At 73.6% G+C, this 12,802-nt stretch carries 12 protein-coding genes; 7 read left to right on the forward strand and 5 right to left on the reverse strand.

Annotated elements, in window-relative coordinates; genetic code table 11:
• Positions 1–131 precede the first annotated feature (131 nt).
• From AC27L3_RS09770 to AC27L3_RS09795, 6 genes are all read left to right on the forward strand, one after another.
• A complete protein-coding gene (locus AC27L3_RS09770) occupies positions 132–1,292 on the forward strand; it encodes a sensor histidine kinase (protein WP_487233598.1) in 1,161 nt (386 codons plus the stop codon).
• Positions 1,289–1,915, forward strand: coding sequence for a response regulator transcription factor (locus AC27L3_RS09775; RefSeq protein ID WP_487233599.1), 627 nt, complete (start codon positions 1,289–1,291; stop codon positions 1,913–1,915). The genes AC27L3_RS09770 and AC27L3_RS09775 overlap by 4 nt, the downstream gene beginning before the upstream one ends.
• A gap of 78 nt (positions 1,916–1,993) precedes the next feature.
• The gene (locus AC27L3_RS09780) at positions 1,994–2,671 is read left to right on the forward strand and encodes a class I SAM-dependent methyltransferase (protein ID WP_487233600.1); all 678 of its coding nucleotides are present in this window, start codon (positions 1,994–1,996) and stop codon (positions 2,669–2,671) included.
• Between the two features lie 23 nt (positions 2,672–2,694).
• Positions 2,695–3,627: an N-acetylmuramoyl-L-alanine amidase gene (locus AC27L3_RS09785; RefSeq protein ID WP_487233601.1), complete on the forward strand. Its 933-nt coding sequence runs from the start codon at positions 2,695–2,697 to the stop codon at positions 3,625–3,627.
• A gap of 189 nt (positions 3,628–3,816) precedes the next feature.
• Positions 3,817–4,719, forward strand: a complete 903-nt coding sequence (locus AC27L3_RS09790; RefSeq protein ID WP_487233602.1) for a DUF5336 domain-containing protein — start codon at positions 3,817–3,819, stop codon at positions 4,717–4,719.
• Positions 4,720–4,842: 123 nt separating this feature from the next.
• A complete protein-coding gene (locus AC27L3_RS09795) occupies positions 4,843–5,853 on the forward strand; it encodes an LLM class F420-dependent oxidoreductase (protein ID WP_487233603.1) in 1,011 nt (336 codons plus the stop codon).
• Between the two features lie 187 nt (positions 5,854–6,040).
• Here AC27L3_RS09795 and AC27L3_RS09800 read toward each other — a convergent pair whose 3' ends face one another.
• From AC27L3_RS09800 to AC27L3_RS09820, 5 genes are all read right to left on the reverse strand, one after another.
• Positions 6,041–7,459 (reverse strand): M1 family metallopeptidase, encoded by a 1,419-nt coding sequence (locus tag AC27L3_RS09800; protein ID WP_487233604.1) that lies wholly within the window; start codon positions 7,457–7,459, stop codon positions 6,041–6,043.
• Between the two features lie 12 nt (positions 7,460–7,471).
• Positions 7,472–8,263 carry a maleylpyruvate isomerase N-terminal domain-containing protein gene (locus tag AC27L3_RS09805; RefSeq protein ID WP_487233605.1) on the reverse strand — a complete coding sequence of 264 codons (792 nt, stop codon included), beginning with the start codon at positions 8,261–8,263 and terminating at the stop codon, positions 7,472–7,474.
• 87 nt (positions 8,264–8,350) lie between these two features.
• Positions 8,351–9,433, reverse strand: coding sequence for a prenyltransferase/squalene oxidase repeat-containing protein (locus tag AC27L3_RS09810; protein WP_487233606.1), 1,083 nt, complete (start codon positions 9,431–9,433; stop codon positions 8,351–8,353).
• Positions 9,430–10,161 (reverse strand): class I SAM-dependent methyltransferase, encoded by a 732-nt coding sequence (locus AC27L3_RS09815; RefSeq protein ID WP_487233607.1) that lies wholly within the window; start codon positions 10,159–10,161, stop codon positions 9,430–9,432. Before AC27L3_RS09815 ends, AC27L3_RS09810 begins: the two co-directional genes overlap by 4 nt.
• 123 nt (positions 10,162–10,284) lie before the next feature.
• The gene (locus AC27L3_RS09820; protein ID WP_487233608.1) at positions 10,285–11,631 is read right to left on the reverse strand and encodes a glycosyltransferase family 4 protein; all 1,347 of its coding nucleotides are present in this window, start codon (positions 11,629–11,631) and stop codon (positions 10,285–10,287) included.
• A gap of 227 nt (positions 11,632–11,858) precedes the next feature.
• Here AC27L3_RS09820 and AC27L3_RS09825 point away from each other — a divergent pair, with 227 nt between their 5' ends.
• Positions 11,859–12,524, forward strand: a complete 666-nt coding sequence (locus tag AC27L3_RS09825; RefSeq protein ID WP_487233609.1) for a TetR family transcriptional regulator — start codon at positions 11,859–11,861, stop codon at positions 12,522–12,524.
• Positions 12,525–12,802 lie beyond the last annotated feature (278 nt).

Here is a 12,802-nt window from a genome sequence, read left to right on the forward strand (position 1 = left end):
GAGTAGAACGCGTTCTATTCAACGGCCCTCATGTATAGCCCAAAGCCGGTGGCGTGGGAAGACAAATGTCACGGGTGGCGCACGACATTCGCTCCTGCCGGGCACGTCGGCCGCCTGCCTACGATGCGGGCATGCGTAAGAGGCTGAGGGCGTCCGCCCAGGGCGGCATCGACGACATCGCCCGCCACAAACCCCCGGGCAAGTTCGCCTTCCTGCCGTGGTTGTTCATGATTTCCGGCGACGTCCAGGACCTCGTGGGCGGCGAGTTGCCCCTGCCCTGGCTCGGCGGCGCCGGAGTCGTCCTTTTCGCCGGCTTCTACATCGGCGCCGTCGTCCACGGCCTCGACCGCAGGCGCCTGGGCACACCGCTGCCCCGTCTGCTGCTGCTCGGGCTGGTCCTGAGCACGTACGCCCTGACGATCGGCTACGGCGGCGACTGGCTGCTGTGCTTCCCCGTCCTGTCCCTGGCCTCCGGCATCGTGCTGCGCGGCGAGCGGATGCTCGGCATCGCGGTCCTGGGCTTCGCCGGGTCGGCGGGGGTCATCGCCGGCTTCCACGGCAGCGTGGAGAACTCCGTCGCCGTCGGCTACGGAACCGTCCTCTCCGGTCTGGTCACGGCGGCCGTGCTGCGGCTCTTCGAGACCGTCGCCGAACTGCGCGCCACCCGCGAGGAACTCGCCCGCTCCGCCGTCGAGCGCGAACGCCTGCGCTTCTCCCGCGACCTGCACGACCTGCTCGGCCACACCATGTCCGTCATCGTCGTCAAGGCCGAGGCCGTACGCCGCCTCGGGCCCCGCGACCTCGACGCCGCCATGGGCCAGGCCGCCGACATCGAAGCCGTCGGCCGCCAGGCGCTCACCGAGATCCGCGAGGCCGTCACCGGCTACCGCGAGGGCAGCCTCACCACCGAACTCGAGCGCGCCCGCTCCCTCCTGGACGCCTCCGGCATCACCACCGACGTCAACCAGTCCGGCCCGCCCCTGCCGCCCCAGACCGCGGCCCTGCTCGGCTGGGTCGTGCGCGAGGGGGTCACCAACGTCGTCCGGCACAGCGGCGCCGGCCACTGCACCATCGAAGTACGCGGCGAGACCGACCGCGTCCATCTGGAGATCGGCGACGACGGGTGCGGCGTAGGGTCGGGCTCCGGCACACCCGGCACCGGCCTGAAGGGCCTGACCGAACGACTCGCCGCCGCAGGCGGCTTCCTGACCGCCGGCCCCGACGGGCGACGCGGATTCCGGCTCGTGGCCGAACTGCCGGTGGACGACAACGAGGAGGAACGCGCCGCGTGAGCACCGAGCATAACCGGCGGACGAAGATCCTGCTGGCCGAGGACCAGGGCATGATGCGCGGTGCGCTGGCACTGCTGCTCGGCCTGGAGGACGACATGGAGGTCGTCGCCCAGGTCGGCAACGGCGACGACATCCTGCCCCGGGCCCTGGCCGAGCAACCCGACGTCGCCCTCCTGGACATCGAACTCCCCGGCCGCAGCGGCCTCGACGCCGCCGCCGACCTGCGCGCGCGGCTGCCGCAGTGCCGCGTCCTGATACTGACCACCTTCGGGCGGCCCGGCTACCTGCGCCGGGCCATGGAAGCCGGCGCCTGCGGCTTCCTCGTCAAGGACGGACCCGTCGAGGACCTCGCCGCGGCCATCCGCCGCGCCCTCGCCGGCGAACGCGTCATCGACCCCGCACTGGCCGCCGCGGCCCTCAGCGCCGGGCCCAACCCGCTCACGCAGCGGGAACGCGACGTGCTCAGCGCGGCCGTCGACGGGGCGACGGTCGCCGACATCGCGGCGCGGGTGCACTTGTCGCCGGCGACGGTGCGGAATTACTTGTCGGCGGCGATCGGGAAGACGCAGACGCGGAACCGGATGGAAGCGGTGCGGGCCGCGCGCCAGAACGGCTGGCTGTAGGGGGCCGGAGGGCACACCTGCCGGTGCCTGCCGGGCAGCACCACCCCGCGGCAGCCCCCCGCCCGCACGTGCGGCAGCATGAGCACCGACAAGGCACCGCACAGTGAGGACAACCCCATGGCACCGCAGCCCACCGTCGTCGCCGCGTTCGAGGCGGCCAAGGGGTTCATGCCGCTCGACGAGGGGCTCGCCCTGTGCGCCGCCGCGGAGGACGCCCTCGCGCTCGGGCTGCCGTTGCTGGAGGTGGGGACGTACTGCGGGCGTTCGACGATCCTGCTGGCCGGCGCCGCTCGTGCGGCGGGGCTCGTCGCAGTGACCGTCGACCACCACCGCGGCAGCGAGGAGCAGCAGCCGGGCTGGGAGTACCACGACGCCTCGCTCGTGGACGGCGAGGTGGGCCGGATGGACACGCTGCCCGTCTTCCGCCGGACGCTGCACCGGGCCGGGCTGGAGGAGCACGTGGTGGCGATGGTGGGCCGGTCGCCGCAGGTGGCGGCGTTGTGGGGGGCTCCGCTGGGGTTGGTGTTCATCGACGGCGGGCACACGGACGAGCATGCGAACGCGGACTACGAGGGCTGGGCCCCGCACGTCGCGCCCGGTGGCCTGCTGGTGATCCACGACGTCTTCCCGGATCCGGCGGACGGCGGCCAGGCGCCGTACCGGGTGTACCGCAGGGCGCTCGAGTCCGGGGCGTTCACGGAGGTCTCGGTGACGCGCTCGCTGCGCGTACTGCGGCGTACGGGTCTCGGGATCTGAGCGGCGGCGCTAGCATCGCCCGCGTGTCCATAGGCAGCGTTCCCTCGGTGACCCGGCGTCTCGTCGCGGGGCTGGCAGTGGTGTTCCTGGCCGGCGGGGCGGCGGGCTGCGGCGGCGGCGCCGGCGCCGATGCGCGGCCCGCGGGGGCCGCGTCGGCGCCCGCCCGTCCGGCGCCCGCGACCTCGGCGAGCACGCAGGCACCGGCCTCGCCGGCTCCCGCGTCGTCGTCCGCCGTCCCCTCGCCGTCCGTTGCGGCGCCCGCCCCCGAGGCGGCGAAGGACGGTCCGCTCCGGGGGAAGGTCGTGGTGGTCGACCCCGGCCACAACATCCACAACGCGGAGCACTCCGCCGAGATCAACCGTCAGGTCGACGTGGGCAACGGCCGCAAGGAGTGCGACACGACCGGCACCGAGACCAACGCGGGGTACGCGGAGGCCGCCTTCAGCCTCGACGTGGCGCACCGGTTGCGGGACATCCTGCTCTCGCGGGGCGCGTCGGTGACGCTGACGCACGACGGCGACCGGCCGTACGGGCCGTGCGTGACCGAGCGGGCGGACATCGGCAACAAGGCCCACGGTGATGCGGCCGTGTCGATCCATGCCGACGGGGCGGCGCCCGGCCAGCGCGGATTCCATGTGATCCTGCCCGCACTGGTGCAGGCCGGGGCCGCGGACACGTCGCGGATCGTGGGGCCGTCGAAGGAGCTGGGCGCGCGGATCGCGGGGAACTTCGTGCGGACGACGGGCAGTGCGCCGTCCAACTACATCGGCAAGGGCACGGGCCTGGACACCCGCAGCGACCTCGGCGGCCTCAACCTCTCGGTGGTGCCGAAGGTCTTCATCGAGTGCGGCAACATGCGCGACGCCCAGGACGCGGCCCTGCTGACCGATGCCGACTGGCGCCGGAAGGCGGCGCAGGGGATCGCGGACGGCATTACGGACTTCCTGCACGGGTAGGGACCGGCGGGCGCGACCGGCGGGGTGCCGCGCGTGTCACGAGGGTGATACGAAGCGGACGCCCGGACGGCCCGGCGGTGGTGCTCCCCGTACGATGGGTGGCCGCCACCCCCGCGCCCGCGCGCGCTTTGGCATCCCGCGTACCGGCGACAGCGACGATTACTGACAGCACTGACATAAGGATCCCAGGTGAACATCCGCTCCCTCACTCGAGGCGACGGCGGGGTGATCGGAGCAGCGGTGTTGCTGTTCATCGCCTCGTTCCTCAGCTTCCGCTCCTACGACTGCGGTCAGTCCTCCTTCGGCTGCCCGAAGGAGCCCAACGGCTGGAAGCCCGAACTCTTCCCCGTACTGCCGTCGATCTTCCTCGCCGGGATCATCGCCGCCGCACTCATCGTCGCCGCCCGTTTCCAGCCCGAGGGCCGCAAGCTCGTGGGCCTGAGCCTCGACCAGTGGGGCATCGCGCTGGCCGTGTTCGCGACGTGGTCCTCGCTGTGGACCATCTTCGGCGGTCCCGACGTGGAGCAGGTCTCGCCCGGCGTCGGCCAGATCCTGGGGCTCATCGCCAACCTGCTGCTGGCGGCGGTGGCGGTGCTCACCCCGCGCACCCCGGCCCTGAAGGCGCCGCTGATGGGCGCCCCGCAGCCGGCCCCCGCGCCCTACGGTGCGCCGGGCGCGCCCGCGGGCTACGGCTACCCGGGCCAGGGCGGGATGCCGGGTGCCGGTGCCCCGTCGCCGTACGGTGCCCCGGACCAGACGCAGCCGTACGGCGGCGCGCAGCCGGGCCCGCAGGCCCAGCCGGGCCAGCCGGTGCAGCAGCAGCCGCAGCCGGCACAGGCGCAGGCGCCGCAGCCGGCCGCCGGTGCGGCGCAGCCGGCGGCCGGCGGGGGCGAGCCGTTCGCCCCGTTCTGGTTCGCGGTGCCGGTGGGTCGTCCGCTGTTCGCGGAGGACGGTTCGCCGACGCAGATCTCCGAGCTGGTGCCGGGCACCTGGTACCTGGCGGTGGACCAGCGCGGTCAGGCGCTGGTGGCCCAGACGCAGGACGGCCGTCGCGGCCTGCTGCAGGACACCTCGGGCATCCAGCGCGGCTGACGCGCCCCGCTCGACCGACGCGGCCCGCCGGGTTCTTCCCGGCGGGCCGCCGTCTTGTCCGGGGCGGGTGGCGCCCGTACAGTCACCTGACGCCCGGTCGGTTCAGGCACGGGAGGTGGCGGCATGCGGCTCGGTCTCGCCCTCGGCTACTGGGGCCGGCGGCCCGCGCCCCGCCAACTGGAGCTCGCCCTGCACGCCGAGCGGCTCGGCTACCACTCGGTGTGGACCGCGGAGTCCTGGGGGTCGGACGCCTTCACCCCGCTGACCTGGATCGCCGCCCACACGCGCCGGATCCGGCTGGGCACGGCCGTGGCCCAGATGGCGGCCCGCTCACCGGCCGCGACGGCCATGCACGCGCTGACCCTGGACCACCTCTCGGGCGGCCGCCTCCTGCTGGGGCTGGGCCTGTCGGGGCCGCAGGTGGTGGAGGGCTGGTACGGGCGGCCGTTCCCGGACAGCCCGCTGACCGCGACCCGGGAGTACGTGGACGTGGTACGGCAGGTGCTGCGCCGTGAGGCCCCCGTGGCGCTCGACGGGCGCTACCACCCGCTGCCCTACCGCGGGCCGGGCGGCACCGGGCTGGGCCGCTCGCTGAAGTCGATGACCCACCCGTTGCGCACGGGTCTGCCGGTACTGCTGGGGGCCGAGGGGCCGCGCAACGTGGCCCAGACGGCCCGCATCGCCGACGGCTGGCTGCCGCTGTACTGGTCGCCGGAGCGCACCGGCCTGTACGCCGAAGCCCTCGCGAGCCGGCCCGAGGGCTTCGTGGTGGCGCCGATGGCCCAGGTGCACCTGTGCGCGGACGTGGCCGAGGGGCTGCGGCCGGTGAAGCGGATGCTGGCGCTGTACGTGGGGGGCATGGGGCACGCGGCCCGTAATTTCCACGCGGACCTGATGGGCCGAATGGGGTACGAGGAGGAGGCGCGGCGCGTGCAGCAGCTGTTCCTCTCCGGGCGGCGGGAGGAGGCGGCCGAGGCGGTGCCCGACGCCTTCGCCGACGAGATCTCGCTGGTCGGCCCGCGCGAGCGGATCGCCGAACGGCTGGAGACGTGGCGCGCCGGCCCGGTGACCGACCTGCTGGTGACGGCGCGGGACGAGGAAACGCTGACGGTGCTGGCCGAGCTGAACGATTAAGGCTGCGCCGACGGGGTGCAGGCGGAGCACGGTATTCCATCTGCGGACGCGTCGTGGCTTGTCGCGCAGTTCCCCGCGCCCCTACGGGGCGCTGACCAGGGCGCCCCGTAAGGGGCGCGGGGAACTGCGCGATCGGCCACCGACGGCCCGCAGCCGACACGCCGCCCCGGGGCGCCCTGGGCGCCGCCTAGTCCCCGGGCGAGGCCGGCTTGCCAGCTCCGTGCAGCCAGGTGGCGAAGACCTCGTCGGCCTCCTTCTTGCCCGCCGTGCTCTCGACGAGGTGGACGAAGGAGTCGGTGCCGGCGTTGGAGTAGCGGTACAGCTGCGTCCAGCGCTGCAGGACGGCGAAGAACGCGCGGTCCCCGAGCCGTTCGCGCAGCTTGTGCAGGACCATCGCGCCGCGCCCGTAGACCGGTGGGTCGGAGACGGTACGGGCGGTGGGGGCGTCGGGCGGGAAGGCCCAGATACCCCGGCTCTGCGGGTCCTTGCCGCTGTAGTGGTCGGCGAAGATCTGCCGGGCGGTGCGGCCGCCGTGCTGCTCCTCCCACAGCCACTCGGCGTAGGTGGCGAAGCCTTCGTTGAGCCACATGTCGCGCCAGGTGCGGGGTGTGACCGAGTTGCCGAACCACTGGTGGGCCACCTCGTGCACGACGGTCCGGTCGTCGGGGGCGGCGTGGAAGTACGGCTTGGGCTGGGTCTCCAGCGCGTAGCCGACCTCGGGGTTGCTGTCGAGGACCGCGCCGGTGGAGGAGAAGGGGTACGGGCCGAACAGGCGGCCGCCCCAGTCGAGGACCTGCGGCAGCAGGGCGGCGGTGCGGGCCGCGGCGTCGGCCTGCCCGGGGGCGGCCGCGACGTACACGGGCAGGCCGTGCGGGGTCCTGGCGGTGGTGACGGCGAACCGGCCCACGGCGACGGTGGCCAGGTAGCTCGCCATCTGCTGCCCGGTGTGCCAGGTGAAGGTGGTGCGGCCGCCGGGCCCGCGCTCGGTGGAGGTCGGCTCGCCGTTGGCGACGGCCGTGAAGCCCTCGGGCACGGTGACGGTGATGTCGTAGGTGGCCTTGTCGGAGGGGTGGTGGTTGCCGGGGAACCAGGCCGTCGAGCCGGCCGGCTCGCCCAGGCCCACCGCGCCGCCGTCGGTGGCGACCCAGCCCTCGGTGGAGCCGTCGGGGTCGGTGATCTGCTGCGGCTCCCCCTCGTAGACGACGACCGTCCGGAAGCCGGCGTGCTTCTTCAGCGGCTTGGCCGGGACGACCGTCAGCTCGCCGCCCTTGCGCGTCGTACGGGCGTCCTCGCCGCCGACCCGCACGCTGCGGACGGTCAGGCCCTTGAGGTCGAGGTTGAAGGAGGCGAGGTCCTCCCTGGCGTCGGCGGTGATGACGGCGGTGCCGCGCAGCCGGCCCGTGGCGGGGTCGTAGTCGAGGGTCAGGCCGTAGTGGCCGACGTCGTAACCGCCGTTGCCCAGGTCCGGGAAGAGCGGGTCGCCCACGCCGGGCGCGCCCGCACGGGGGCCCGCGGGGCCGCCACCGGTGCCGCCGCACGCGGTGGCGAGCAGCAGCGCCAGGACGGCGGACAGCGCACGGCGGCGCGGGAACGGCCTCGCTCTCATGGGCTGATCACATCAGAAGCCGGTCCGCTCCAGCCAGTGGTCCAGCACGGCGCGGTCGCCGAGGATCTCCACCCGGTCGGTGTCGGCGGGCAGCCGGCGGTAGAAGACGCTCAGGACGTCGGTCATGGGGCCGCGCACGGCGACGGCCGCCTTCTCGTGGGACCGCCGCCACTGCACCTCCTCGCCCGTGGCGTCGATGAGCCATTCGGCCTGCAGCTCGGCCGGGGTGTCCGTGGCGTGCAGGTGCAGGGTGCGGCCGGGGCCGGTGAGCTCCCCGAGGACCGGCTTCCATGCCTTGGCGAGGGGGGACGTGATGACTTCCAGCCACTCGTCGAGGCAGTCGGCGGCGATGTCGGGGGCGACGGTGAAATCGGCGCCGACGGTGGCGGCGACGTCGGCCCGGTGCATCACCGTCTCGTGCGTCATGCGGCGGGCCCAGAAGCGGGTCTTCTGCTCCCGCCCGAAGGTCCACACGTCGGCGTCCGGTCCGGCCTCGCGCAGGGCCTCGACCACCATCTCGGCGCCCTCGGCCAGCCAGCGGTCGAGGGAGTCGGCGTCGAACTTCTCGGCGCCCTCGACACCGGAGACGTCGCCCTTGGGCGGGACGAACTCGGTCACCCGGTCGCGCACCCGCTCGGCGACGCCCCGGTGCGCGCTGCTGAGGTGCAGCACGAGCTGGGCGAGGGTCCAGTCGGGGCAGGTGGGGACGGTGGCGGAGAGGTCGGCTCCGCGCAGCAGCTCGCGGATCCGAGCGGTCTGCTCCAGGACCTCGGCACAGTAACGCTCATGGCTGAAGAGAGTCATGGCGCCACTGTAGGGCGGGGGTCTGACAATCCCCCGCCGGAACGGGTCCGTTGAGCGCGGGAGCGGAACCGCAACCGGAATCGGAGATTACGCCTCCATGCCGCAGGGGCACTCCGGCTCCAGGCCCGCCGGCAGCCGCTCGCCGCCGAAGACCGCCGTGGTCGCCTCGTCGCCGCCGAGCGCCGCCGCGGCCAGCAGCAGCGAGCCGGCCGTCCAGGTGGTCAGCTCCTGCGGCCAGACGGCCTCGTCCTCGAAGACGTAGCCGGTCCAGTACATGCCGTCATCGGCCCGCAGGTGGCCGATCCAGCGCAGGATGTCCACGGCCCGGTCGGACTCCCCCATCGCCCACAGGGCCAGCGCCAGCTCGCAGCTCTCGCCGCCGGTCACCCAGGGGTTGGGCACCACGCAGCGCACGCCGAGGCCGGGGACCACGAAGTCGTCCCAGCGCTCCTCGATGCGCTCCTTGGCGGCCACGCCGGTCACGGCGCCGCCGAGCACCGGGTAGTACCAGTCCATGGAGTAGCGGCTCTTGTCCAGGAACCGCTCCGGGTGGTGGCGTATCGCGTGCCCCAGCAGCCCCAGGGCCAGCTCCCAGTCCGGCTGCGGCTCCTCGCGGTGCTCGGCAATGGCCAGCGCGCAGCGCAGCGCGTGGTGGATCGAGGAGCTGCCGGTCAGCAGCGCCTCGCTGCGCCGGCTGCCGTCCTCCTCGGCCTTCCAGCCGATCTGCCCGCCGGGCTGCTGGAAGGTCAGGACGTACTCGACGGCCGCGTAGACGGTGGGCCACATGCCGTCGAGGAAGGCGTCGTCGCCGGTGGACAGGTAGTGGTGCCAGGCGCCGACCGCGACGTAGGCGACGAAGTTCGTCTCCTTGGCGCGGTCGGTGGGCTCGTCGGCGGCGCCGTCGGCGTACGCGGCGTACCAGGAGCCGTCCGGGTTCTGGTGCCGGGCGAGCCAGCGGTAGGCGGCCCGGGCCCGCTCGTGCTCGCCGGCCGCGTCCAGGGCCATGGCGGCCTCGACGTGGTCCCACGGGTCGAGGTGGTGGCCCCGGAACCACGGGATGGCCCCGTCGGCGCGCTGCACGGCGGCGATGCCGGCGGCGGTGCGGGCCGCCTCCTCGGCGGTGAGCACGCCGGGCAGGGCGAGGCGTTCGATGCGGCCGGCGCCGGTCATTCGGCGGCCGCCGGCAGGTGGGGCTTGGTGGCGTAGGCGACGAAGCTCTTGCCGATGACGGGGTTGAGCAGCTGCTCGGCGACGCGGGTGGCCGCGGGCTTCTTCATGATGTCCCAGACCAGCAGCTTGTGGTACGCGCGCACCGGCAGCGCCTTGTCGTTGTCGACGCCGAAGGCGCACTTCAGCCACCAGTACGGGCTGTGCAGGCCATGGGCGTGGTGGGTGCCGTACGGCTTGAGCCCGGCCTCGGCCATCTTGCCGAGCAGCTCGTCGGCCTTGTAGATGCGGATGTGCCCGCCCTCGACCTCGTGGTACGCGTCGCTGAGCGCCCAGCAGATCTTCTCCGGCCCGTAGCGCGGCACCGTGACGGCTATCCGGCCGCCGGGCTTGAGGACGCGCACCATCTCGGCGAGCACACCCTTGTCGTCCGGGATGTGCTCCATCACCTCGGAGATGATGACGACGTCGAAGCTGGCGTCGGGGAAGGGCAGCGCGAGGGCGTCGCCCTCCATGGCGGTGGCGGTGGCCCCGGCGGGGGCCTCGCCGGCCTCCTTCATGGCGGCGAACCACTTGGCGACCTCGCGGATCTCCTCGCCGTTGCGGTCGAGGGCCACGACGTGCGCACCGCGCCGGTAGCACTCGAAGGCGTGCCGGCCGGCGCCGCAGCCCAGGTCGAGCACGCGGTCGCCGGCGGCGAGCGGGAAGCGGGAGAAGTCAACGGTCAGCAAGGCACTGCGCTTTCGCTCGTGGTGGTTTGTGGGCAGGCGTTCCCATGGGGGCCCTCCCAGCGGTGGCCGGGGGAGGAACAGGTGGGTACAAACCCACCCACGGCCCGCACTCGGGAGACGGCATCAGGCACTCCGGCCGGCAGCTGCAAGCGCCATCGCCTTGCGATAGTGCTCCACCGTCCCGATCGCCGCCTGGCGCCACGTGAACTTCGCCAGTACCCGCTCCCGCCCCGCGGCCCCCAGCCGCCGCCGCAGCTCGGCGTCACCGAGCAGTCGCCCGAGCCCGGCGGCCAGCGCAACCGCGTCGCCCGGCGGCACCGCCAGGCACGTCTCGCCGTCGGGGCCGGCGACCTCGGGTATGGCCCCGCCGGTGGTGGCCACGAGCGGCGTGCCGGTGGCCATGGCCTCCGCGGCGGGCAGGGAGAAGCCCTCGTAGAGGGAGGGGACGCAGGCGACCTGCGCCGAGCGGACGAGGTCGACGAGTTCCGCGTCGCTGATGCCCTTGACGAATTCGATGGCGCCGTCGAGCCCGTGGCGCCGGACGGCCGCGGCGACCGGGCCCTTCTCGGGGCGCTTGCCGACCACGACGAGGTGGGCGTCGGGGTGGTCGCGGCGCACGTCGGCGAGGGCCTCGACGAGGTGGACCAGTCCCTTGAGGGGGACGTCGGCGCTGGAGGTGGTGACGATGCGGCCGGGCACCTCCGCGACCGACGGGTCCGGGGAGAACAGTGCGGTGTCGGCGCCGATGTGCACGACGTGGACGCGCTCGGGGTGGACGCCGAGGTGGTCGACGATCTCCTGGCGGGAGGAGCCGGAGACGGTGAGCACGGACGGCAGCCGCCGGGCGACACGTTTCTGCATCTGCGTGAAGCCGTACCAGCGGCGCACCGAGGCGCGGCGCTTGCGGTTCGGCGCGGCGTCCAGCTCCAGCTGCCGGTCGACGGTGATGGGGTGGTGAATGGTGGTGACCAGTGGGGCGCCGAGCACGCCGGGGCCGCCCAGGAGCCCGTAGCCCAGGGTCTGGTTGTCGTGGATGACGTCGAACTCGCCGCGGCGGGCGGCGAGGTGGCGGCGGGCGCGCAGGGAGAAGGTCAGGGGCTCGGGGAAGCGCCCGGCCCACATGTGCCCGACCTCCAGCAGGTCGATCCAGTCGCGGTACTCCTCCCGCTTCGGCGTGCGGAAGGGGTCGGGCTGCCGGTAGAGGTCGAGGCTGGGCAGCTCGGTCAGGGGCACGCCCTCGTCGAGGACGGGGTAGGGCTGGGCGCCGATGACCTCGACCGAGTGGCCCAGGCGGGCGAGCTCGCGGGAGAGGTGGCGTACGTAGACGCCCTGGCCGCCGCAGAAGGGGTTGCCCTTGTAGGTGAGCAGCGCGATGCGCAGGGGCCGGTCGCCGGCGGGGCCGGCCCCGCCCCCGTCGAGGAGGTTGCCGTCAACTCGTGTGACCGATGCCTCTGTGGCCTCAGCGGTCACTCCGGCCTCCTTCTCGCTGGCTGTTCCGCCGGAGCGTAACGGGTCGCGCTAATCTAGAACAAGTTTCAGACTGGGTCGTCGGAAGCTTGAATCTACCGGGATGTCAGAGGACCGAAAGAGCGGCGCCGGGTGATTCGCGCCACGGCCCGGGCCCTGCCATGCTGTGCCGTCCGGGCCGCACCGACACCGCTGGATGGAGTGTCACACGACACCATGGAACGGGACACATGACGACGGAATCAAAGCCGGCACGGCCGGCCGGGACCCCCGCGCCGTCCCCCGCCGCCACGGCCCCGGGCACCACCGGCCCGTCCCTGACCGCCCGCCAGGAGGCCCGGCGCGACCGGATCCTGCTCGCCACCACCCGCCTGGCCGCCCGCGGCGGCTTCGAGGCGGTGCAGATGCGCGAGGTCGCCGAGGACGCCGGCGTCGCCCTCGGCACGCTCTACCGCTACTTCCCCTCCAAGATCCACCTCCTGGTCGCGGTGATGCACGACCAGCTGGACCAGCTGCAGGCGACCCTGCGCAAGCGCCCGCCGACCGGCGCCGACCCCGCCGAGCGGGTCGCCGGCACCCTGCTGCGGGCCTTCCGCGCCATGCAGCGCGACCCCCACCTGGCCGAGGCCATGGTGCGCGCCCTGACCTTCGCCGACCGCTCGGTCAGCGCCGAGGTCGACACCGTCTCCCGGCTCACCACCGCCATCGTCCTGGACGCCATGGGCCTGACCGGCCCGCCCACCGCCGAGCAGCTCTCGGCCGTCCGCGTCATCGAGCACACCTGGCACTCCGCGCTGATCACCTGGCTGTCCGGGCGGGCCTCCATCGCCCAGGTCAAGATCGACCTGACGACGGCCTGCCGCCTCATCGGCCCCGCCGCCCCCGCCACCCGCTAGGCCGCACCACAGTGGGGGCACGGCTCTCGCGCCCGGGGCGGACCCGGCCCGCGCCCCGCGCCCTTACGCCCCCCGGGTAGCGGGTAACTGCACCCGGAACAGCGACTCCGCCGGTATGTATTTACCGACGGGTGGCCCCAAGTGGATCGCTACACGGAGCGGAAGAGGCGAAACGTGACACGCGTTCTTCTCGTACACGACACCTATCTGCTGCGCACGGCCCTGGCGGCCTGGCTCGGCAGAGAGCCGGACCTCGAGGTCTCCTCGGCGTCCTGGCG

The sequence above is a fragment of the Streptomyces sp. PKA51 genome, from assembly GCF_057552455.1.

Excerpts from the sequence above, each read along its gene's own strand:
- AC27L3_RS09795 (WP_487233603.1), top strand. The coding sequence starts at position 4,843 with ATGCGGCTCGGTCTCGCCCTCGGCTACTGGGGCCGGCGGCCCGCGCCC.
- AC27L3_RS09810 (WP_487233606.1), bottom strand. The coding sequence starts at position 9,433 with ATGACCGGCGCCGGCCGCATCGAACGCCTCGCCCTGCCCGGCGTGCTC.
- AC27L3_RS09800 (WP_487233604.1), bottom strand. The coding sequence starts at position 7,459 with ATGAGAGCGAGGCCGTTCCCGCGCCGCCGTGCGCTGTCCGCCGTCCTG.
- AC27L3_RS09780 (WP_487233600.1), top strand. The coding sequence starts at position 1,994 with ATGAGCACCGACAAGGCACCGCACAGTGAGGACAACCCCATGGCACCG.
- AC27L3_RS09770 (WP_487233598.1), top strand. The coding sequence starts at position 132 with ATGCGTAAGAGGCTGAGGGCGTCCGCCCAGGGCGGCATCGACGACATC.
- AC27L3_RS09825 (WP_487233609.1), top strand. The coding sequence starts at position 11,859 with ATGACGACGGAATCAAAGCCGGCACGGCCGGCCGGGACCCCCGCGCCG.
- AC27L3_RS09805 (WP_487233605.1), bottom strand. The coding sequence starts at position 8,263 with ATGACTCTCTTCAGCCATGAGCGTTACTGTGCCGAGGTCCTGGAGCAG.